This is a genomic window from Halomonas sp. AOP5-B2-8 (genome assembly GCF_052376475.1).
Lineage (GTDB): Bacteria > Pseudomonadota > Gammaproteobacteria > Pseudomonadales > Halomonadaceae > Vreelandella > Vreelandella casei.
The window spans coordinates 49,191-71,115 of record NZ_JBQSVS010000005.1; the positions used below are offsets into that span (position 1 = coordinate 49,191).

Here is a 21,925-nt window from a genome sequence, read left to right on the forward strand (position 1 = left end):
ATGAGGCATGTTTACTGCTTGGCAGGCCGACGTAGTTGGGTATAATCCGCGTAAACTTATTTAAATAATGGGGTTTACGATGGGGTATTTGGTTGGCGTTACAGCGCTTTGGGCTTTTTCCTTTTCGCTAATAGGTGTTTATCTGGCAGGGCAGGTCGATAGCTACTTTGCGGTGCTGCTAAGGGTATCGCTGGCAATGCTGATATTTCTGCCCTTTTTACGTCCAAGCTTGTTGCGAGGTAAACAGCGTTTGGCGCTAATGGCGTTAGGTGCCGTGCAGCTGGGAGTGATGTATACCTTCTTCTACCAGTCTTTTTTACTGCTATCAGTGCCGGAAGTGCTGCTATTCACCATCTTTACACCTATTTATATCGCGCTGCTTGATGACTTACTGTTTGGCCGCTTTACGCCGATTTATATTGTGACCGCGCTGCTCGCGGTTATTGGAGCGGGGGTTATCCGCTATGACGGTATCGATAGCGGTTTTTGGACGGGCTTTTTAGTTGTGCAAGGGGCCAATCTTTGCTTTGCCTTGGGCCAGGTGGGCTACCGGCGTTTAGCGGCTGATTTACCGCCTACGCTTGCATGGCACAACGTGTTTGGCTGGTTTTTTATTGGTGCGATGATTGTGGCACTACCGGCGTATTTACTCTTTGGCAACAGCGCGGCATTGCCAAGCACACCGGTGCAGTGGGGCGTGTTGGCTTGGCTGGGTCTCGTCGCCTCTGGCATGGGTTACTTTGCTTGGAATCAAGGCGCCACCAAGGTAGATGCGGGCACCCTAGCTATTATGAACAATGCGCTAGTGCCCGCGGGACTCATTGTTAACCTGGTGATTTGGAACCGCGATGCGGATATTCCGCGCTTGGTGATAGGTGCGCTGATTATGGCCGCATCACTTTGGTTAAACCACTGGTGGTGCCAGCGTCGGCAGACAGCGCCGGCCAGCTAATTGTCAAACAACGCTTCAGCCTATTTGCCCGGCAAGTAAGGTGTCTCCATAATGGCGACTTATGCTAGCGAGAGTCGGCCCATGAGCAACGCGTTACTACCAGACACTATGCCTACTGCAGGCGGCCCATCAGACAAACCCTTTAAGACGATTGGGCTGATTGGTCGCTTAGGTAGCGATAAAGTGGTCGACTCCCTTCAGCGGCTGGTGACGTACCTTGTCGCGCATGGTTACAGCGTGCTGGTAGAAGACCGCACAGCCACTGCCTTGCCCAAGCATGGCCAACCAGAAGCTAGCCGTCGCGTATTGGGAGAGCTATGTGATCTGGTCATTGTTGTCGGTGGCGATGGCAGCTTACTGGGTGCGGCGCGCACACTGTGCCGAAGCGGCACGCTTATTTTGGGCGTTAACCGTGGGCGGTTGGGGTTTCTAACCGATATTTCTCCGGACGAATTGGAAACCCGCGTTGGTGAAGTGCTGGCAGGCGAGTTTGAGATTGAGCAGCGCTTTCTACTCGATGCGGTGCTTTATCGTAACGGGATCGCTGTCGGTAATGGCGATGCTTTGAATGAAGTCGTACTTCATCCGGGTAAAGCGGTACGCATGATTGAGTTTGAGCTGTTTATTGATGGCCAGTTTGTTTATAGCCAGCGCAGCGACGGCTTAATTGTTGCCACGCCAACCGGCTCAACGGCCTATGCGCTATCGGGCGGCGGGCCGATCATGCATCCAAAGCTTGATGTGGTGACGCTGGTGCCGATGTTTCCTCATACGCTGTCGAGTCGGCCCATTGTTATTGATGCTGCTAGCGAAATTCGCATTCACATTGGCGAAACGAACCAGACCTATCCGCATATTAGCTGCGACGGCCAGACTCGGGCGGTGGCCAAGCCCAACGATGTGCTGGTCATTACACGCAAGCCTGAGCGAGTGCAGCTGGTACATCCTATCGGCCATAATTTCTACGAAGTACTGCGCAGCAAATTAGGCTGGAGCCATCGGTTGGGGGATTAAGCATGCAGCGTCAAACGCAGGGCAAGCCCCGGTTAGAAGGCTACGACCTGATTGGTGATGTGCATGGGTGCGGCGTTACGCTTGCCTCGTTACTAGAAAAACTGGGCTATCATCAAAGCCGCGGCGTGTATCGCCACCCGCGCCGAAAAGTTGTTTTCTTGGGTGATTTGATTGATCGCGGGCCGCGTATTCGCCTAGCGGTGACTATCGCCCGCCGGATGGTGGAGCAGGGCGAGGCATATATTGTGATGGGTAATCACGAATATAATGCCTTAGCATATACTCACCCAGGGCCTGCGGGCAGTCATAAACGGTGGCTGCGCGAGCATACGCCCAGGCATAACCGTATTATTCAAGATACCCTGGCGCAGTACAGTGATTACACCAATGAGTGGGATGATACGCTGGCGTGGTTTAAAACCATTCCGCTATGCCTAGAGTTAGAAGGCATTCGCGTGGTGCATGCTTGCTGGGACCAGCAACTGATTGCCGAGCTTAAACAACGCCGTCCTGACTGCTGTATGGATACGCAATTTTTAGTGGAATCAACGGATCCCTCTACCCAGGCGTTTCGTATTTTAGATCGCTTGACCCGAGGCCCGCATGTCTCGTTACCTGACGGCATTGCAATACACTCAGGTGACGGATTTACTCGGCAAAGTTTTCGCGCCCATTTTTGGGCTCAGGCGCCGCAGCAGTGGGGGGATGTCGTCTTTCAGCCGGATAACTTACCCGGCGATCTCGAAACTCGCGAACTATCAGCCCAGGAGCGCCGGCAACTTAGTTATTATGGTCCTGAGCAGCCTCCGTTATTTATTGGGCATTATTGGTGCGAGGGTATACCAGCATTGCCTGCCCACAATATCGCCTGTTTAGACTATAGCGCGGTTAAATATGGGCGTTTGGTAGCTTACCGCTGGAGTGGAGAGGCGACGTTAAGTGCCGATCACTTTGCTTGGGTCAAGGTGCCTAGAGAGGAGCGGATGCTTCCCAAACCATGGGAAATAGATTTCGATTAGTGCCTTTTTTTAAAATTTACATATCTTTACATAATTTTTGCAAATCAGATGAACTAACCCTGCTGTCGGCTATCAGAGTAAGTGTTCCCTTGAATGATCCCTTGCTTTTATTCTCCGGCGGTCCTTACCGCCGGTTTTTTTTGCCTGTCTGTTGGCTTTCCAGCGCGTTAGTTACCATCGTTGCAATGAACACCTACCCGCTGCGGTCAATATGCCGCGAGCGCTTTGATTAGAGGGATGTTATGCATCCAGTGATGCTTTTACCCGATCACGCGGATACCAGCGAACTGCGCCAAGCATTATGGCGCCATCGTATTGGTCACCGGATTACCGACGAGGCCGACGGCCAGCTATTATGGATCGCCGACCCTCGCCAGCAGGGTGAACTCACCGCGCTTGTCGAACAGTGGAAACAGGGTGAACCTCTAGCGCTTCAACAAACGACTAAGCACCCGCGTTCTATGGCCCATTCTTTTGCATCGCTGCGCCAAGTGCCGGTTACCTCGCTGATGATTGTTTTTAGCCTGGTGGTGTTTGCCCTGATCGAAGTGTTGGGCAATCAGCTAATCGTTGCCTTAACTATTGTGCCCGTTGGCATTTCTGGTGGTGAGCTGTCGTTTGGTAACCTGTCGCAAATGCTTGCCTCAGGACAAGTTTGGCGATTGCTATCGCCGGCCTTTCTACATTTTGGCTTGATGCATCTCATCTTTAACTTGATGTGGGTATGGTACTTCGGTCGTCAGGTTGAAGCCTTGCAAGGCAGCCGTACCATGCTGTTGCTGCTTATTGTTGCCGGTATCGGTGCGAACATCGCTCAATATATGACCGGTACCGTGCTGTTTGGCGGTATGTCAGGCGTGGTGTATGCCTTGTTAGCGCATGTTTGGCTAATGTCGCGGCGAGTACCCCAAAGCGGCTTTTTTGTGCCCCAAATGTTAGTGGTATTTATGCTGGGTTGGATGGTATTTACCATGACAGGGGTAGCAGGCAGCGTTGGCTTTGGCAATGTCGCTAATGAAGCGCATTTGGGCGGGCTACTCGTGGGCCTTGTCACAGGCTGGTATTATTCATCCCGCCGTTTGAAAAATAGTTAAGAGGCCTGCAATGAGCGAAATGACCTTCGATAAAATGATTAATCAAATGACCCCGGCGATCTATGAGAGCCTGAAACAGGCGGTGTCGCTGCGCAAGTGGCCCGATGGCCGCCGTCTAACGCCAGAACAGACCGATCTGTGCTTGGAAGCCGTGATGCGTTTTGAGGCTGAAAATAACGTGCCGGAAGAGAATCGGGTGGGGTATTTAGAGCAGCGCACCTGCGGTGCGGCGGCGACGGGCGCAGGCGTAACGCCAGAAATGGCTGGCTTGGCTCGGGATGCAACGCGTGATTGAAGCGGCAGTGCAAGGCTGTTTAAGTAAAATGGCGGTCGCGGTACCAGGCCACCAAGATGACCAAGTGGTCTACCATTTACGTGCCGGTGAGCACCGCGTTGCGCTTAATGAGCGCATTGGTGAGCTGATCAGCCTACGTTGGACAGGCGCCATTGCATGTACTCACTGCGGTCGAGCCACGAAAAAAAGTTTTGCTCAGGGCCACTGTTATCCGTGCTTCAAACGATTAGCGCAGTGCGATACTTGTATTATGAAGCCGGAAACCTGCCACTTTTTTCAAGGCACATGTCGCGAGCCCGAATGGGGCGAGCGCCATTGTTTTCAGCCTCATACGGTGTATTTGGCCAACTCTTCCGGCCTCAAGGTAGGCATCACGCGCAAAACACAGATGCCTACCCGTTGGTTAGACCAAGGCGCGATTCAGGCGCTGCCTATTCTTGAAGTGGATACTCGCCAGCAGTCAGGGTTCGTCGAAATGCTGTTCAAAGAGCAGGTTTCAGACCGCACTAACTGGCGCGCTATGCTTAAAGGTGATATCGACGTAATGGATTTAAGCGCCGAGCGTGACCGTTTGCTTAGCCTGTTGTCTGATGGCTTGAGCCAGCTACGTGATACTCATGGCGTGGACGCTATTCGCACGTTAAACCAGCCAGCGCATCATTTTCACTACCCGGTTAGTGTTTTCCCACAAAAAGTTGCGTCGCATAACTTTGATAAGCAACCGCTGGTGGAAGGCGTGCTACAGGGGGTTAAAGGACAGTATTTGATACTCGATAGCGGCGTGATTAACCTGCGTAAATTCACGGGTTATGAGGTTCAAGTGAGTTAGGTTGCTACGCTAACCTGTATAGCCAAGCACTTGTTTTAGCCGCTCAGCATGCGTGGCTACCCAGCAGGGGTCAATCGCGCCCCAATCTCGAATCTGGTAACGGCCAATGTTATGGCGTTGGCCGTCATCTTTAGTAAAGACACACTCAATATCCAGTTCGGCAAGTGATGCTATCGTGTCCTGAGCAGTGCGTCGCGGCATGCCGGTGGCCTCTATTATGGCAGGTACACTGGCAATGCCCTGTTTGATCAAATGGGCCACGTATAAACGTCTATAAAAGCTTGATTTAGTTTTACTAAGGTCGGGCATGGGGCTTCCTTGGTAGCAAACGTATTGGCGTTGCTAGCTAGCTTAAATGAATAAATCCCCTTGCGCCCGTGGTGGACGAAAATCGCGCGTGTTTAAGCCCTGCTCCGTGCGATCCTGCAGCTTCCATTGGCGGCTGGCGCGAGCGAAGCGTTGCGCGATCAAATCTGCAAAGACGCCTTCACCGCGAAAGCGTTTACCGAACTGAGCGTCGTATATCTTCCCGCCCCGGCATTGGCGCATTAGGCTCATGACTTTAGCGGCCCGCTCTGGGTAGTGTGTTTCCAACCATGCTTCAAACAGCGGTGCGACTTCATAGGGCAGGCGCAGCAACATCCAGGCCGCGGTGCGTGCACCGGCGCGGCTGGCCGCTTCCAATAGTTTTTCGATTTCGTGATCAGTAAGCCCTGGTATCACCGGCGAAATCAACGTTCCCACTGGAATGCCCGCCGTATTCAGTTCACGTATCGCTCTCAAACGTGCCTGGGGCGACGCCGCACGTGGCTCTAAGGTGCGTTTTAAGTTGGCATCTAGGCTAGTTAAACTGACAAAAACACGTACTAAACGGTGCTCGGCCATCTCGGCCAATAGCTCTAAATCACGCAGCACTAAGGTGCTTTTAGTCACAATTGTGACGGGGTGGCGGCATGCTAATAGTAGTTCCAACAACCGGCGGGTGGTTTGTTGGGTAGCTTCTAAGGGTTGATAACAGTCTGTATTGCCAGAAAGATTAATTGGCCTGCACACATAGTTGGGGTGGCAAAGCTCCTCCGATAATTGCTCAACCAAACCGCTGCGGGCAATCAGCTTGGTTTCAAAATCTAACCCAGGCGATAGGTCCCAGTAGGCATGGGAAGGTCGTGCATAGCAGTAAACACAGCCATGCTCGCAGCCACGATAAGGGTTTAACGAGCGATCAAAGGGTAAGTCCGGCGATTTATTCCACGACAGCGCACTCTTGCTCACTTCTTCCCGCACTTCCGTGGCAATGGTCGTGGAGGTTTCCTCGCGCCACCAGCCGTCGTCGTCTGCAATGCTTTGGGTTGGCGCGAAGCGATTGTGCGGATCATACGTTGCGCCGCGGCCCTTGTAGGTAGTTGGCTGGAAAGGCTGGCCAAGAGATGCCATGCTTTCACCCCTTTAGTGATTTTATATACAGTAGTTGCGGAGTGAAAAGAAATCAATAGCCATCCAGTTGTTGAGCGAGTGATAAAGTGAACAAGGCGCTACCTAAGGCCCTATTACGACGTTAAGGTATTTGCAGGAACTGACTGTTAACGCGTTACTGAGGAAGCATTATGTCGAAAGTAGTCATCGTGACAGGAGGAAGCCGTGGTATTGGGGCAGCGACCTCATTACTGCTAGGCGCTAAAGGCTATGCGGTGTGCGTTAACTATCTTACTAACCAAGAGCGAGCACGTGAAGTGGTTGATTCCATTATACGTGGCGGGGGCAGGGCCTTTGCTTATCAAGCCGATGTCAGCAAGGAAGCCGATGTCATCCGCTTGTTTGATGCGGCAGAGGCTCACTTTGGCAGTGTGACCCACTTGGTTAACAATGCGGGTATTTTGTTTACGCAATCCAGGTTTGTTGATATTGACTTTGAACGCTTCAAACAGGTGATGGGTAGTAACGTGGACAGCTGTTTTCTGTGTTGCAGAGAAGCTATCCGACGCTTTGGGCAAGGCAGTGCGATCGTCAATGTCTCTTCGCGTGCCTCACAAACAGGCTCGCCCTTTGAGTACGTTGACTACGCCGTCTCGAAAGGAGGCATGGACACGCTGACTAAAGGCTTATCTTTAGAAGTTGCCGCCTTGGGTATTCGTGTCAACGCCGTTCGCCCTGGATCTATCTACACTGATATGCATGCCGATGGGGGCGAGCCAGGTCGTGTTGACCGTTTAGCACCGCAGATTCCTATGCAGCGTGGCGGTACCGCTGAGGAGGTGGCGAATAGCATCGCATGGTTGCTTTCGGAGGAAGCTTCTTATGTGACGGGATCATTTATTGATGTGGCGGGCGGGCGGTAACACTCCCGCACTGGCTACAGTATTATATAGTGTGGATTAGCCCGCATCTCAACAACCGGGAGGCTCATGTGAAAATCTTCGTTCCGCTAACGATTACTTCAATTTTGTTCATTTCGGGCTGTGCAAATTCAGCCCAAAATCAAGTTGATGCTCAAGCATCTGCCGCGACACTTCCAGAATCTATTATGCATAGCTATGAGTGCGAGAGCGGTGAAACGATAGCCGCCGCCTACCCCTCAGCAGACACGGCGAGAGTGCAGTACAAAGGCCGAAGCTACAGTATGCAAATTGCAGTTTCTGGCAGCGGTGCGCGTTATGTGAGTGACGATTTAGAGTGGTGGACAAAAGGCTCTGGCTCAGGGTCTGAGAGTATACTGCTCAGCCATCTGGCTGACGGCACTTCTGGTGACATTATCGAGCATTGTGCCGTGCCCTGAATCCGTCTAGCAATTCATTATGTTACAAACCACCAGCGCCAGCTTGCCGCACATATAATGCCAACGGCAATTGATGCTAAAGGACTTTTTAAGATAATAGCGACAGCACCTGCCATTAAAGCGGCAAACCGGGTTCCTCCGTCACCATGCACAATGATGGGGGTGATGATGGCAATAAGCACCGAGCTAGACATGGCATCAATAAACAGGCGAATGTTAGGGCTTAATGGTATACGGGCCATAATGAGGAGCCCCAAAATTCGAGACCCGTAGCCTATAGCTACCATCATCATGATGGCTAATAGCGATTGCCATAATGGTGATGAGCTCACAAAATACCCGCCTTATACCAGCGTTTGGGAAGTAATATGGCGACCATTCCTCCTGTCAGTGCGCCGACCAGTACATGTAGATAGGGCGGTAGCCACCAATAGGCTAGCAGCGCACTGAGGGCTGCTGCTAACCATGGAAGAATCATTACTAGCTTTGGGTTACCACCTATCACGATCACAAGCAGAAAACATAGCATGATCACGTCAAGACCAAAGCGTTCAGGTTGATGGATACCACCGCCAAATGCCAAGCCGATACCCGTACCTATTACCCAGGCAGTCCATAACGCGATACCTCCTCCTAGGAGAATGCCAATATTGCGCTCTCCGCGCTGATATTCGCCCAGTGCCATGGCCCAATTGGAATCCGTTAACATGAAAATGACGCCAAATTGCTGCAGTAGAGGTAATGGTTTGAGCCAAGGATAAAGCGATGCACTCATTAATAGGTGTCGGGTATGAATGGCCATGGTCGTCATTGCTAGGGCCAGAAGGGGCAGCGGCGTTGTCCATAGTTCAAGTGCCGCAAACTGTGAGGGAGCAGCAAATACAAACATGCTCATTAATATCGCTTCCCAATGAGTGATGCCTGCATGGATAGCTGCTACGCCGAAGGCTAGGCCAAAGGCCACCGTGAAAGTGGCCAAAGGCAGCATCATGAGAATACCTCGCCATGTACCCGCCATATCCAATTTTATTTTATTTTCTCTTTTATTCATAAGCTTACTAGGCATCTTTTGATAGTGAATAATAAAAACAAACAGTCGTGCTTGTTTTTATTATTCTTCGCGTTTAGATTTAACAGCACACATACACCGCTAGGCAATGTGTTATTAAAAATAATGAAATAATATAACACTAAAAAAAGCCGATTAATTCGGTCAGGAGACTGATATATGAACTTCAAGCGCAATGTAATAACACTGGCGGTAACAGCTTTAGCTTTACCTGTAACAGCTAGTTCTACTCAAGCTTCAACTTCATTTATTGCCAATTCGTTTTATGATCAACAACACCCTTTCTCTCGTTACGGCTATATCGAATGGGCAGAGATGGTTAAAGAACTGTCTAACGGGGAGCTTCAACCCGAGGTGTATACCGGGACTGTACTGCTAGCACCTCGTGCTAATTTGCAGGGCATTCAGGATAATATCGTTCAGGTGGCGCATCATGCTGCTATTTTTACTCCGTCTGAAATGCCAGTAGCGAATGCCGTTCAGGAGCTGGGCTTTAACTACGATGATCCGTTAGTCAGCATACTGGCCGTTACCGATTTCAGCCTTAACAACCCCATTCAACTAGCCGAATGGGAAGGCCTGAATATCGTTTATCTCGGCGCCTACAGCACCCCGCCTTATGTCATGTTCTGCCGCGAACCGGTTCGAAACCTTGAAGAATTACGCGGTAAACGGATCCGCACTGCGGGCTCAACGGTGTCTGCCTGGGTCGAACAAGCCGGCGGCACGCCTGTCAATGTTCCTTCGAGTGAAATGTATAGTGGCCTTGATCGAGGCTCGCTGGATTGTGCAACCAACGCGGCTAATGACTTGATTGATCGCTCCCTATGGGAAGTGGCTGAGCACACCACGCTGCTGCCCACCGGCATGTACTGGTCCGGCCCTCAGTGGGGCTTCAACGAAGATTTCTGGTCAAACCTTAATGACGAGCAGCGTGATGTGTTCAAAGAAGCTACCGCTCATGCAATGACGCGTATGGTTGTGCAGTATATTAATGCGTCAGAGGCAGCTATCGAAGAAGCGATCAAGCTTGGCAATAACATCTATGAGCCGGAAGAAGATCTAATGGCATCTGTGGTGGCTTTCCGTGATGAGGCATTGGCAAATGTTTACGATAAGGCCCGTGATCAATACGGTGTGGAAGATCCAGAAGCGCTAATTGATGATTTCCTCGCCACTTACGAAAAGTGGGAAAGTTTACTCAGCGACGTTGATCGTAATGATGAAGGGGCGCTTGCCGAGCTAGCTATGCAAGAAATTTATAATAAGCTACCCGCTGACTACGGCATTTATTAATTTTGGCCGTCATTGGCTGCCCTAATGGGCAGCCAATGCTAATACGATAAAAGGGTGCGCTATATGACTAAACGACAAAATCAGGAAGAGCGCTCACGTCATACCCAGGCTCGCGTTATACAAGCGACTATTGAATGCATTCTTGAAAATGGTATCCGTGCTACATCGACTGTTGACATCGCTCGTCAAGCTGGCGTTTCTCGCGGTGCTCTCGTACATCACTACCCATCCAAAACGCTGTTAATGCAGTCGGCGCTTGAAGACCTGCTAAGCAGAGAGGTTGAGAGCGTTCGAATCATGGCTAATGGCATCAAAGAGGGTGCCTTGGATTTTGATAGTCTATTAAAAGCCTTGCATGAGCACTTCAAGGGCGACCTGTATATGGTGACGCTAGAATATCTTACCAATGCGCGAACTGACCCTAACTTAATGAAAGTTCTAGCTCCATTAGGGATCAAATTCAACACGTCACTTGAATATATATGGGAGCAGTTAGTCGCTAGTGCTGAGCACACTTCTCATCAAAATCGTGTCGCCTTGAACGCCACTTTATGCATGATGAGAGGGATGGGTGCACAGAGCATTTGGCGTGATGATCCTGAGCTTTATCGTGATATGTTGCTGTTTTGGAAGGAAACTCTTATGAAGCTTGGTTTCTCGACTACAGATTCCGAGAGGGGCAGAACAGCATGATCGCGAACAGTATTGAACGCTTATCCCAGTGGGTCGCTAAGAGCACGTTGGTACTCGCTGCTTTCTTTTTAGTACTAATGGCACTGCATGTCTCACTTGATGTCGGACTGCGCTATTTCTTTGGAAAATCGTTTGCCGGCACGCTGGAGTTCGTCTCTTTCTACTATATGGTCGCGGTGATTTTCCTGCCAATTGCTTACGTTGAATTAAAACGCGAGCATATTAGCGTTGATGTTTTTGTGGGCAGGTGTTCGCCTACTGTACAGCTAGCGTTTTACCTCTTTGCCGGTGCTCTGGGCCTTGTGTATTTTGGCATGCTTTGTTACCAGAGCTATCTCGATGCAGTTCGTGCCACGGTTCGTATGGAAACTGCCATGGCCAACTTCACGTTCTATTTGTGGCCTAGTCGTTGGGCATTACCCGTCGGTTTTGCCGCCATGTGTCTGGCCATTCTCGCCAATATGATAAAGGCAGTGCAGCAACGCCAAGCGCTGTAGGAGCTAATCAATGACTAACATCGAGATAGGTGTGGCGGGTATCGCCATCGCCTTGGCCCTGATCGCCCTGCGGGTGCCAATCGGCATTGCCCTTGGCCTAGTATCGATTATCGGTATAGGCGAAATGACCAGTATGCGCGTGGCATGGGGGATGATTTCTGCCACTCCTTTCGATTTTGCAGGCACTTGGGAATTAACCGCCGCGCCTATGTTTTTATTCATGGGCTATTTGTGTACCACTACCAATATGACGCAAGGCTTATTTCAGGCCATGCGTCTTTACCTAGCGCGTCTTCCGGGAGGCTTGGCCGTTTCCAGCGTGATGGCCTCTGCCTTTTTTGCGGCTGCGTCTGGCTCTAGTGTAGCAACATCCGCGGCCATGTCGCGCATCGCTGTACCCGAAATGCTCAAACACAACTACGACAAGGGGCTTGCCACCGGCACCGTAGCTGCTTCTGGGACACTGGGTTCGCTGATTCCACCAAGCGTATTGCTGGTGCTTTATGGTGTTTATGCCCAAGTGTCAGTCGGCCAGCTGTTTATGGCAGGCTTCATCCCAGGCGTAGTTTCTGCGCTGTTATATATCGGCATGATTATGGTGAGGACCAAGCTGAATCCGAAGCTCGCGGGTGATACTGATATTCGCTCGACGTGGAATGAAAAATGGGAGGCGTTCAAACATATTTGGCCACTGCCATTGCTCATTGGCTCCGTGCTTGGGGGGATCTTCCTGGGAGTCTTTTCACCTACCGAAGCTGGAGCGGTAGGAACTACCATTGCCGCATTAATTGCCTTGGCTCGACGTACCCTGACCCTTGAAGCTGTTCGTGAAGCCGTTACGCAAACCGCAGTCAGCACGGCGAGCATTTTCATTATCTTGATTGGGTCGCTCTTTTTTACCCGTTTCTTGGCCATGAGCGGTGTACCTGCTGCATTCGCTGAGTTGATTCTGGGTGTCAGTACTGAAACATGGTGGATCATTCTGGCGGTAGCGCTGATCTATCTTGTGCTCGGAATGTTTATCGACTCAATTGGTCTGCTGCTTCTAACGCTGCCGCTGATACTCCCTTTGGTCGAAGGTGCAGACCTTAATTTGATTTGGTTTGGCATTATCGTGGTTAAGCTCCTGGAAATCGGGTTAGTGACTCCGCCCATCGGCCTTAACGTTTATGTCATCAAGGGTGCCCTGGGCAACAGCGTTACGCTTAGCGAAGTTTTTAAGGGCGTGAGCTGGTTTATCGTCATGGACATCGTCGCACTATTACTCATCGTATTGATTCCCGCGCTTTCGCTTTATCTTCCGCAGAAAATGTTCTGACGCTTTCTCAATAAGGAACACACATGACAGCAATTCGTTTTATCAACGCCAACGTTATCGATTCACGCAACGGTAAAGTGCTCCCTAATCATCAGGTGCGTATTAAAGATGGCCGCATCGACGCGGTAAGCGCAACGCCGCTTGAAGGCGACGACGATCAGGTGATCGATGTCAAAGGGCGCTATTTGATGCCGGGCTTGGTGGACTCCCACGTACACGTAACCGCTATCACGCCCAACTTTGCGCTCCTAGGCACGCTTTCGCCGTTTTACGTGGGCGCCAAGTCTAGTGAGCTGCTTGAAGCCATGCTGATGCGCGGCTTTACCACTGTGCGTGATGCAGGTGGCGCGGATTACGGCCTTGCCAAAGCGGTAGACGAAGGGACGCTGGCCGGGCCACGCATCATGTACGCTGGGCGAGCTCTCTCGCAAACCGGTGGCCACGGGGATATGCGTGGGCCAGGCCAGCAAACCTTTGAAGGCTGCTTCTGCTGCGCAGGTCTGGGCCGTGTATGTGACGGTGTCAGTGAAGTACGACATGCCGCACGCGATGAGATTCGCAAGGGCGCTACTCAGATTAAGATCATGGCGTCAGGTGGCGTATCATCGCCAACGGATCGTATCGATAGCACGCAGTTCTCACTTGAAGAAATTGATGCCATTGTAGAAGAGGCGACTGCTGCCAATATTCATACCATGGCACATGCTTATACTGCGCGTGCTATTAATCGACTGCTGCCTCGCGGCGTTAAAACCATCGAGCACGGTAACCTTATGGACGAAGAGAGCTGCCGCCTGTTCCTCGAACATGATGCTTATTTGACGCCAACGCTGTGTACTTACGATGCGCTAGCGAAAGAAGGCGTTGAAGCAGGGATGGCCGAAGAGCTGCAGCGAAAAGTATTTGAAGTGCTTGAGGCCGGCGGCAAAGCCCTTGAAATGGCCCAGCGCTTTGGGGTGAAAATGCTCTACGGTTCTGACCTTTTGGGCCGTATGCAGCGCCATCAGCTCAATGAGTTCCACCTTCGCAAAGAGGTGGTACCTGCCGATGAGCTGATCCGTGCGGCCACCAGTCACGCGGCCGATGCCTACGGCCATACGGGCGATTTTGGTGAAATCATTCCTGGCGCCCGTGGTGATGTGATTATCCTTAAAGATAACCCCCTGGACGATATCACTGTGCTTACTGAGCCGGATGAGCAACTGATGCTTATCATGAAAGGGGGCGTGGCGTATAAAAATACGCTTTAAGCATTAGGCTTTAACACCCCGTAGTAATTTTACCTGACTGCACCGGCGCCGGAACTCTATAGTTCCGGCGTCTGCGTTCTTGGGCACTGCTAAGCTAAAAGCTGCGATAAAAACCAGCCAACGTGTAAATGCCGACCGCCATGACCAATTCTTCGTGTTATTAATAGACATTATCGACTATTTCGAATCTTATTTTAGTAATATCGACTAATTGCTGTTTTTCGACTGCCAAATATAAGAGGCGTGTGGATAGATATGACTTACGTAAGCGCTGTCACCCTTAACGCGCACGGTGTAAAGCTTGAGCCATTAGCGCACGATCACGAAGCTGGCCTGCGCGCCGCTGCCGCCGATGGCGAGTTGTGGAATCTACGCGTCACATCGGTGCCTTCGCCCGATGAAACAAGCGCCTTTATTGAAACCGCCTTGAAAGACCGTGAGGCAAGCCACCGCTTTGCTTTTGCTGTCATTGAGGAGGCCTGCGGTACCGTGCTGGGCACGACGAGCTATCACGACATCTTACCTGAGGTAAAACGGGTAGAGATTGGCCACACCTGGTATGCCAAACGCGCGCAGCGTACCCATATTAATACCACCTGCAAGCTGCTGCTGTTAACACATGCTTTCGATACGTTGGGTTGTAAAGTGGTTGGCTGGCGCACCGACAACTTCAACTACGCAAGCCAACGTGCCATTGAGCGCCTGGGGGCTAAAAAGGATGGTGTCATACGCGGCCACAAGCTGCGCCGAGATGGCACTATTCGCGACACCGTGATGTATAGCCTGCACAGGGGAGAGTGGCCAGAAGTGCAGGCACATCTCAACTATTTGTTAAGCCGGCCACGTAGCTAATCAATAGGGCTCTGGCTCGACTGCTCCTACATGGAGGTAGGACGCTGATCGCAGCCCTTAATCATATGCGCTACAGGCAAAGCGAGAAAGCACGCGAATTTTGGATAGGCAGCCAGAATTTGCTTTGCTAGCAATAGAATCAATGAGGTAGATTTGATCTAAGCGGCTAGATAACCTCAATCAACGCGACAGCACGTTCATTGAGGTTATGCAGCCGGTATATAATCACTGTTATGCAATACGGGGTAAGAAATGAACAAAGGAGTATTGACGTTTTTCTGTGGAAAAATGGGAGCAGGGAAAACTACAAAGTCTTGTGAGATCTCCCAAGAGCGAAACGCCGTACTGCTCTCAGAAGACGAGTGGCTTCCATCCATTTATCCGAATAACATAAATACCTTAGATGATTACATTGAATATTCTGGCCGTCTTAAGCCTCAAATGAAAAAACTGGTTCAATCGATCTTGGTGTCTGGAACCAGCGTGGTAATGGATTTTCCGGCAAATACAATTTCACAACGAAAGTGGTTTAAAACCATATTTTCAGAGATCCAGGCTCCACATGAATTAATTTACATCGACCAGCCAAATGAGATTTGCTTGGGACAAATCGAAAAAAGGCGGATAGAACAGCCAGAGAGAGCGGCAACTGATACGGAAGAGATGTTTGAGCTGGTTACCAAGTACTTTGTTGCACCCACATCTGATGAAGGGTTCAACACAACCGTAATTGCGGCAAATGCATAACAATCGCAGGCACTGCGACGTCTTTTCGTTGCGGCTTCGCCTCCACTACAAAGCCGCGCGTGCTGCGGGCGTTAGCTCTATAGGGGAAGTTTAATGTTTATAAATGAAGTCAGATTGACTGGAAAGCATGTGACTCTAGAGCCCTTGTCTAAAAGTCATATCGAACCGTTAAAAGAAGCAGTTCTTGATGGTGAGCCTTGGAAAATATGGTATGCAAATGTTCCTGGACCTGACGAAATGGAAGATTATGTATTATCAGCAATAGAAGAAGCGAAGACAGGCAATATAGCTTACGCTGTGCGATCAAAAGAGCATGATAAAATTGTAGGAACAACAAGATATTACAACGTTGATCCGGTTAATATGCGAGCAATGTTAGGCTACACATGGTACTCGAGCTTAGTTCGAAGGACTTCCGTAAATACTGAGTGCAAATTAATCCTGCTAAGAAACCTATTTGAAGCATCATCGGCGATAGCGGTGGAGTTCCACACCCACTTCTTCAATCAACAGTCTCGAACTGCGATAGAAAGATTAGGTGCAAAGCAGGATGGAGTACTTCGAAGCCATCAGATAATGCGTGATGGCTCACTCAGAGATACCATAGTTTATTCAATAATTTCAAGTGAATGGCCTGCTGTAAAGATTAACTTGGAGAGTAAGTTAAGCTAACAAGTGGCTGTACGCGGCCGCTGGCCGCCAGACGTTCGCAAGCTCACACCGCTGTGCTGCCTGTATAGGCTCAGCCCTGCTTATTCAAAAAAGCCCCGGCTGTTAGGTCAGGGCTTTTGCTTACTGCTTGTTGCGACAACTAAAACTTTCTAGCCCTTCTTCTTATTTATCTTCTTACCACTTTCAGCTTGGGCATTCTCCTCGGAACCGCCACCCGGAAAATGCGCCCGCACCAACTCCAATAATCCTTGCGTAGAAGCATCAAAATCCGCAGCGTTAGTATCGATACGTTCGCTGATTTCACCGGCGATGCGTTTACCCAGCTGAACACCCCACTGATCGAACGAGTTGATGTTCCAGATCACGCCTTGCACGAACACTTTGTGCTCGTAAAGCGCAATCAGTGCACCCAGGTTACGGGGCGTGAGTTCGTCTAGCAGCAGCGTGCTGGAAGGGCGATTGCCGGGGCAGCTGAACGGATCTTGCTGGCTGCCACCCTGGCTGCCTTCCATGAACGCGTTGGCCTGGGCGAGCATGTTGGTTAGTAGGGCGAAGTGGTGGTCTTCCATGCCCGGCTCAGGTTTGAGCGAAGCGATGAAATCAATCGGCACATAGCGCGTGCCCTGGTGCAGCAGTTGGAAGAACGCATGCTGGCCGTTTGAGCCGGTTTGACCCCAAACAATTGGGCCGGTTTTGTAGTTGACCGGGTGGCCGAATATATCCACAGACTTGCCGTTTGACTCCATATCCAGCTGCTGCAAAAAAGAGGGCAGCTGATTCAGCGCCTGGTCGTAGGGCACGATGGCTTGGGTTTCAGCACCAATAAAGTTGATGTACCAAATACCGATCAGTGCCATCAATACCGGCATATTTTCCGAGAGGGGCGCATGGATAAAGTGATTATCCATCTCGTGAGCGCCTTCCAATAGCTCGATAAAACCCTCGAAACCGATGGAAAGCGCAATCGGTAGCCCAATCGACGACCACATGGAGTAACGCCCGCCGACCCAGGCCCAGAATTCGAATACGTTCTCTTCGCGAATGCCGAATTCCATGGCTGCTTTGCGGTTGGTAGAGGCCGCCACAAAGTGGGCGCCTATATCGGCATCGTCACCGGCGTTTTCCAGGAACCAGCGCCGTGCGGTTTTGGCATTGAGCAGCGTTTCCTGGGTCGAGAAGGTCTTGGTGGAAACAATGAACAGCGTTGTGGCAGGGTCAAGCCGTGAAAGCACCTTCTGTATATGAGTGCCGTCCACGTTAGAGACAAAGTGAAAGTGCATTTCGGGGTGGCGATATTTAAGCAGCGCGCGCACGGCCATATTAGGGCCAAGGTCCGAGCCGCCAATCCCGATATTAACCACGTCCTTGATCGGTTTGCCGCTGTAGCCTTTCCATTCGCCGCTACGGACCGTTTCTGAGAATTGCTTGATCTGCTCGCGAGTCCGCGTGATCTCCGGCATCACGTCTTCGCCGTCGACATACACCGGGTCATCGCTGAGATTACGCAGCGCGGTATGCAGTACCGGGCGATTTTCGGTGACGTTGATAATGTCACCAGAGAACATCTGCGCGCGGCGTTGAACTAGCGCGGAGTGGTCTGCCAGTTCAATCAGCTTAGCGAGTACTTCATCAGAGACGTGATTTTTGGAGTAATCAAGAAATAGGCCGCCCACGCGTAAACTCATTTTCTCAAAACGCTGGGGGTCATGGGTGAAGTAGTCACGAATGCGGTCGTTCGTTGTTTTGTCGCGTAGGCGATCTAGCGCCTGCCAGGTAACACTGCGAGTAAGTTGAAATATAACGGGCCTATTATTTAGATCATTATTAGTATATGAGGTCGGCACTTTATAACATATGATTTAGCCCTTTAATGGTAAAAATACTACGCTAATCATCAAGCGATTTATTACTTTAATGAATAATTTTCAGGAAGTTTTTCATAATAAATTTGTTTTTTAAGTGCTTACGCACTCAGAGTTTTTTAGCTATCTTGGTTGTTTTCTGAATATATATTCCAACTTTATTGATGAATATATATTTATATTAATCATCGCTAAGCGCCTGTCGGTTAGAAAAAATTTATCAAGTTTTGATAAAGAGATATTTATTCATTTATAGCGCTTAAACCGGCATCATATTCTCGCCCACCTTCATACTAATGTATAAGTGTTGTCCTTTGGATTGTCCTTGACGCTAATCAGTATATGCACAAAGATGATTTTATAAATCAATATTCAGTGTTTGAATATTTATTCATAAGAGGTGTGGCAAAGATGATAGGTAAACCATTGGGCCCTGATGAACTGGCAGATCAGTGTCGTGAGATGAGGAAGACCATTATTCAAACCATCAGTAAGGCCAATATGGGCCATATTGGTGGTGATCTTTCCGTCATCGATATACTGGGAACCTTGTATTTCAATATATTGCAAGTGAATCCTGAAGATCCAACAGCCCCTGATCGTGATCGCTTTATCTTGAGTAAGGGGCATTGTGCAGTCGCTCTCTACACGACCATGGCTTACGCCGGTTACTTCCCAGTTGAAGAAATGTCGACTTTCGTGCAGCCCCTGTCACGGCTCAACGGCCACCCTTGCAACGAGAAGCTGCCGGGTGTTGAAACCAGCACAGGCCCTCTGGGACACGGGCTGCCTGTGGGGGTGGGTGCGGCCATTGGTGCCAAAATTCAGAAGAAAGCCTGGCAGGTTTACGTAGTCGTTGGCGACGGTGAGATTCAGGAGGGCAGCAACTGGGAAGCTGCTATGACAGCTGCCTACAAAAAACTGGATAACTTAACACTTATTATCGATCGCAACCGGCTCCAGCAGGGTGATCGCACCGATGACGTGACTTCACTAGAGCCTTTGACTGAACGTTTCAAAGCCTTTGGTTGGGATTCACATGAAGTTGATGGCCACGATTATGGCGCGCTGATTGAAGCACTAAAGACGCCGCGCGTCGAAGGTAAGCCTCGCTGTTTAGTGGCTAATACCTTTAAAGGAAAAGGCGTGTCTTTCATCCAGGACCGTGTTGAGTGGCACCATAAAGTACCGTCGCCGGAACAAGTCGAAGAAGCCCTGAACGAGCTGGAAAGAGGCGTATAACCATGTCGAATGATATTCAACTACACGATTGTCGAAATGCCTTCTCGAAGACTCTTGAGGCGCTGGCGGAAGCAGATGAACGGATTGTTAGCGTCTGTAACGACTCTATCGGCTCAAGCAAGTTGGGAGATTTTCGTAGCAAATGGCCCGAGCGCTTGATCAATGTTGGCATCGCTGAGCAGACCCTGGTCGGCGCAGGTGCGGGCTTGGCTAACTCAGGGCTGGTGCCTTTTGTGTGTGGTGCCTCCTGTTTCCTGACGGGGCGTGCACTTGAGCAAATAAAGGCCGACATTGTCTACTCGAATGCCAACGTTAAACTGTGCGGTATCAGCAGCGGTGTCGCCTATGGCGAGCTCGGTCCCACGCACCACTCTATTGAGGATCTTGCCTGGACACGGCCACTGGCAGGCCTCGATATCTTCGTTCCGGTGGATGACGTGGAAACGGCAGCGGTCATTCGCTATGTCGCTCAAAACGACCATCCGACCTTCGTGCGACTGAGCCGCATGGGCGTGCCGAGGCTGCTGCCCGAGGACTATGAATTCCAGCCTGGTAAGGCCCAAATTCTGCGCGAAGGCAAGGACATCACCTTGATCGGCTGTGGTGTGACCGTTTGTAGGGCCATGGACGCGGCTGAGATGTTAGTCAGTGAGGGTATCGAGGCACGTGTGGTTAATTTCTCGAGTATCTCTCCTTTGGATGAAGAGACCATCATACAGTGCTCTAAGGAAACCAAGCACTTACTGACCATCGAGGAGCACAGTGTGCGCGGTGGTATGGGCAGCGCGATCGCTGAAGTTGTTGTCAGCAAAGCGCCGTGCAAGATGAGGTTGCTGGGCTTCCCTGCCTTTGCTCCGACAGGTTCGGCTGAGTGGCTGCTCGACCACTTTGGCATGTCTGTGGGTGGCATCGTGGATTCGGCCAAAGCGCTGCTTAAGTAAGGAGAAGGTTATGGCAACTTCCGCCATTCTCGCTATCGATCAAGGCACTACCAACTCTAAGGCGGTGCTGGTTGACTTCGGCGGCAATATCATTGGTAAGGCAGCGGTAGGGATTTCCTGCCAGTATACGCAGCCAGGTTGGGTCGAGCAGTCGGGAGAAGAGATCGCCCAGAGTGTTAAGCAGGCCATCGATGTTTGCCTCTCAGCACAGCAGGATGTCGACGTAGTTGCCGTGGGGATATCCGCTCAGCGGGAATCTGCTATCGCCTGGGATAGTGTCAGCGGTAAATCGCTTGCGCCCTGCCTCGGTTGGCAATGCCGTCGCAGTCAGCCTTTCTGCCAGGAGCTAAAACGTCTAGGCCTCAACGCTAGGGTACAAGAGCTATCCGGGCTACCCATCGATCCGCTGTTTTCTGGCTCCAAGTTTCGCTGGCTGCTCGATTCCTTCGATGACAGTGTCAATCGTCATAACGTCCGTCTGGGCAATATCGACAGCTGGCTACTATGGAATCTCACCGAGGGGCAGGTGCATCTGACGGATACGTCCAATGCGTCCCGCACTCAGCTATGCGATATCAACAGTGGTCAGTGGTCTCCCGAGTTGCTTGACGTCTTTGGCATTAGTGCCGAGATGCTTCCGGGTATTCGTCCTTCAAGCTACACCTTTGGTCAGACTTGCGCGTTTGGGTCGCTAAAGGCGGGCATTCCTATTTTGTCAATGATTGGGGATTCCCACGCGGCTCTGTTCGCCCAGGGAGGATTTCGCCCTGGCGTTGTTAAGGCAACTTATGGAACGGGTTCTTCGGTGATGACCACCACCCAGAACCAACAGGTACGAGCCGAGGGCCTAGCGACCACGGTGGCGTGGGAAACCTCGGAGCAGCGTGTTTATGCTCTCGAAGGCAATATCACGGTGAGTGCAGCCGTACTGCCCTGGGCCGCGAAGTTGCTGGGACTCGATGGCTCTGTCGAGCGCCTGGCTGTACTCGCCGAAGCAGCGAGTGGTAAGGGCAAAGAGGTTGTGGTGCCCGCCATGGTGGGATTAGGTGCGCCACGCTGGGTGGGCGACGTCAGTGGCCTTATGGATGGACTGACCTTCAATACCGAACCTGCTGACATAGCGCGGGCCGCCTTCGAGTCCATTGTTTTCCAGATCAAAGATGTCGTCGATGTTATGCAGTTAGCATGTCAGCGCCATGGATTGCCACCGCTATCAGCGCTCAAGGCCGATGGAGGTGCTAGCGCTAATAACTGGTTGATGCAACTCCAGGCAGACACCTTAGGTATTACGGTTCAAAGAGCTGCTCAAGCAGAACTTTCCGCGGTCGGTGCAGCAATGCTGGCGGGCCTTAAGCTTGGGGTGTGGCCGACGCTAGATGCTTTGGAGAGCGCGCTGTCGACTTTTGATACATTCGAGGGGCTGGGCGCCGACCAAGGAGAACGTCATCAGACGTGGCTTAGGTCTGTGGAACGCACCCTCTCTCAATCGAAAGATTAGGCAGGAGAAGAC

The 21,925-nt window shown here is 50.9% G+C and carries 24 protein-coding genes; 19 read left to right on the forward strand and 5 right to left on the reverse strand.

All coding sequences use genetic code 11. The annotated features are described in order from the left end of the window. The first annotated feature begins 79 nt into the window (after nt 1-79). From ACT3RP_RS12800 to ACT3RP_RS12825, 6 genes are all read left to right on the forward strand, one after another. Nucleotides 80-952, forward strand: a complete 873-nt coding sequence (locus ACT3RP_RS12800) for a carboxylate/amino acid/amine transporter (protein ID WP_483393903.1) — start codon at nt 80-82, stop codon at nt 950-952. Between the two features lie 81 nt (nt 953-1,033). Further along, a complete protein-coding gene (locus ACT3RP_RS12805) occupies nt 1,034-1,966 on the forward strand; it encodes an NAD(+) kinase (protein WP_225734493.1) in 933 nt (310 codons plus the stop codon). Nucleotides 1,967-1,968: 2 nt separating this feature from the next. Continuing rightward, on the forward strand, nt 1,969-2,985 hold the full coding sequence (locus ACT3RP_RS12810; protein WP_096279331.1) for a metallophosphoesterase: 1,017 nt from the start codon (nt 1,969-1,971) through the stop codon (nt 2,983-2,985). A 242-nt stretch (nt 2,986-3,227) separates the two neighbouring features. Further along, nucleotides 3,228-4,079, forward strand: coding sequence for a rhomboid family intramembrane serine protease (locus ACT3RP_RS12815; protein ID WP_096279334.1), 852 nt, complete (start codon nt 3,228-3,230; stop codon nt 4,077-4,079). 10 nt (nt 4,080-4,089) lie between these two features. Next, entirely contained in the window at nt 4,090-4,374 is a 285-nt protein-coding gene (locus tag ACT3RP_RS12820; RefSeq protein WP_096279336.1) for a YeaC family protein, read from the forward strand. Next, the gene (locus tag ACT3RP_RS12825; protein WP_483393904.1) at nt 4,358-5,203 is read left to right on the forward strand and encodes a DUF2797 domain-containing protein; all 846 of its coding nucleotides are present in this window, start codon (nt 4,358-4,360) and stop codon (nt 5,201-5,203) included. The genes ACT3RP_RS12820 and ACT3RP_RS12825 overlap by 17 nt, the downstream gene beginning before the upstream one ends. A gap of 9 nt (nt 5,204-5,212) precedes the next feature. On the opposite strand, the gene ACT3RP_RS12830 is transcribed toward ACT3RP_RS12825, so the two are convergent. Next, nucleotides 5,213-5,512 carry a winged helix-turn-helix domain-containing protein gene (locus ACT3RP_RS12830; protein ID WP_096279340.1) on the reverse strand — a complete coding sequence of 100 codons (300 nt, stop codon included), beginning with the start codon at nt 5,510-5,512 and terminating at the stop codon, nt 5,213-5,215. Nucleotides 5,513-5,554: 42 nt separating this feature from the next. After that, nucleotides 5,555-6,637, reverse strand: a complete 1,083-nt coding sequence (locus ACT3RP_RS12835) for a PA0069 family radical SAM protein (RefSeq protein WP_441683839.1) — start codon at nt 6,635-6,637, stop codon at nt 5,555-5,557. A gap of 170 nt (nt 6,638-6,807) precedes the next feature. Between ACT3RP_RS12835 and ACT3RP_RS12840 the strand changes: the two genes are divergently transcribed. Both ACT3RP_RS12840 and ACT3RP_RS12845 read left to right on the forward strand, forming a co-directional pair. After that, the gene (locus ACT3RP_RS12840; protein ID WP_444625695.1) at nt 6,808-7,539 is read left to right on the forward strand and encodes an SDR family oxidoreductase; all 732 of its coding nucleotides are present in this window, start codon (nt 6,808-6,810) and stop codon (nt 7,537-7,539) included. 68 nt (nt 7,540-7,607) lie between these two features. After that, nucleotides 7,608-7,976 (forward strand): MliC family protein, encoded by a 369-nt coding sequence (locus ACT3RP_RS12845; protein WP_441683835.1) that lies wholly within the window; start codon nt 7,608-7,610, stop codon nt 7,974-7,976. 17 nt (nt 7,977-7,993) lie between these two features. Here the strand turns inward: ACT3RP_RS12845 and ACT3RP_RS12850 are convergent, their stop codons facing one another. Together ACT3RP_RS12850 and ACT3RP_RS12855 are read right to left on the reverse strand one after the other, a co-directional pair. Continuing rightward, nucleotides 7,994-8,269, reverse strand: coding sequence for an AzlD domain-containing protein (locus ACT3RP_RS12850; protein ID WP_225734499.1), 276 nt, complete (start codon nt 8,267-8,269; stop codon nt 7,994-7,996). A 35-nt stretch (nt 8,270-8,304) separates the two neighbouring features. Further along, nucleotides 8,305-8,967 carry an AzlC family ABC transporter permease gene (locus ACT3RP_RS12855; RefSeq protein WP_096279348.1) on the reverse strand — a complete coding sequence of 221 codons (663 nt, stop codon included), beginning with the start codon at nt 8,965-8,967 and terminating at the stop codon, nt 8,305-8,307. Nucleotides 8,968-9,360: 393 nt separating this feature from the next. Between ACT3RP_RS12855 and ACT3RP_RS12860 the strand changes: the two genes are divergently transcribed. From ACT3RP_RS12860 to ACT3RP_RS12895, 8 genes are all read left to right on the forward strand, one after another. Next, on the forward strand, nt 9,361-10,341 hold the full coding sequence (locus ACT3RP_RS12860) for a C4-dicarboxylate TRAP transporter substrate-binding protein (protein ID WP_441683831.1): 981 nt from the start codon (nt 9,361-9,363) through the stop codon (nt 10,339-10,341). Between the two features lie 63 nt (nt 10,342-10,404). Beyond that, nucleotides 10,405-11,034: a TetR/AcrR family transcriptional regulator gene (locus ACT3RP_RS12865; protein ID WP_444625694.1), complete on the forward strand. Its 630-nt coding sequence runs from the start codon at nt 10,405-10,407 to the stop codon at nt 11,032-11,034. Beyond that, nucleotides 11,031-11,531 (forward strand): TRAP transporter small permease subunit, encoded by a 501-nt coding sequence (locus tag ACT3RP_RS12870; protein ID WP_096279355.1) that lies wholly within the window; start codon nt 11,031-11,033, stop codon nt 11,529-11,531. Before ACT3RP_RS12865 ends, ACT3RP_RS12870 begins: the two co-directional genes overlap by 4 nt. Nucleotides 11,532-11,541: 10 nt before the next feature. Beyond that, nucleotides 11,542-12,849 (forward strand): TRAP transporter large permease, encoded by a 1,308-nt coding sequence (locus ACT3RP_RS12875; RefSeq protein ID WP_441683826.1) that lies wholly within the window; start codon nt 11,542-11,544, stop codon nt 12,847-12,849. Between the two features lie 23 nt (nt 12,850-12,872). Beyond that, nucleotides 12,873-14,099: a metal-dependent hydrolase family protein gene (locus ACT3RP_RS12880; RefSeq protein WP_441683824.1), complete on the forward strand. Its 1,227-nt coding sequence runs from the start codon at nt 12,873-12,875 to the stop codon at nt 14,097-14,099. Nucleotides 14,100-14,354: 255 nt separating this feature from the next. Further along, a complete protein-coding gene (locus tag ACT3RP_RS12885) occupies nt 14,355-14,951 on the forward strand; it encodes a GNAT family N-acetyltransferase (protein ID WP_444625693.1) in 597 nt (198 codons plus the stop codon). 252 nt (nt 14,952-15,203) lie between these two features. Then, nucleotides 15,204-15,698 (forward strand): P-loop nucleotide/nucleoside kinase family protein, encoded by a 495-nt coding sequence (locus tag ACT3RP_RS12890; RefSeq protein ID WP_483393905.1) that lies wholly within the window; start codon nt 15,204-15,206, stop codon nt 15,696-15,698. A gap of 93 nt (nt 15,699-15,791) precedes the next feature. Continuing rightward, the gene (locus tag ACT3RP_RS12895; protein ID WP_444625692.1) at nt 15,792-16,370 is read left to right on the forward strand and encodes a GNAT family N-acetyltransferase; all 579 of its coding nucleotides are present in this window, start codon (nt 15,792-15,794) and stop codon (nt 16,368-16,370) included. 149 nt (nt 16,371-16,519) lie between these two features. Here ACT3RP_RS12895 and pgi read toward each other — a convergent pair whose 3' ends face one another. Continuing rightward, nucleotides 16,520-18,169, reverse strand: a complete 1,650-nt coding sequence (gene pgi / locus ACT3RP_RS12900; protein WP_442346190.1) for a glucose-6-phosphate isomerase — start codon at nt 18,167-18,169, stop codon at nt 16,520-16,522. Nucleotides 18,170-18,574: 405 nt separating this feature from the next. Here pgi and ACT3RP_RS12905 point away from each other — a divergent pair, with 405 nt between their 5' ends. The 3 genes from ACT3RP_RS12905 to ACT3RP_RS12915 are packed head-to-tail and all read left to right on the forward strand — an operon-like array spanning nt 18,575 to nt 21,913. Further along, nucleotides 18,575-19,474, forward strand: coding sequence for a transketolase (locus ACT3RP_RS12905; RefSeq protein WP_483393906.1), 900 nt, complete (start codon nt 18,575-18,577; stop codon nt 19,472-19,474). Between the two features lie 2 nt (nt 19,475-19,476). Beyond that, nucleotides 19,477-20,415: a transketolase family protein gene (locus tag ACT3RP_RS12910; RefSeq protein WP_483393907.1), complete on the forward strand. Its 939-nt coding sequence runs from the start codon at nt 19,477-19,479 to the stop codon at nt 20,413-20,415. Nucleotides 20,416-20,425: 10 nt separating this feature from the next. After that, entirely contained in the window at nt 20,426-21,913 is a 1,488-nt protein-coding gene (locus tag ACT3RP_RS12915) for an FGGY family carbohydrate kinase (protein WP_483393908.1), read from the forward strand. Nucleotides 21,914-21,925 lie beyond the last annotated feature (12 nt).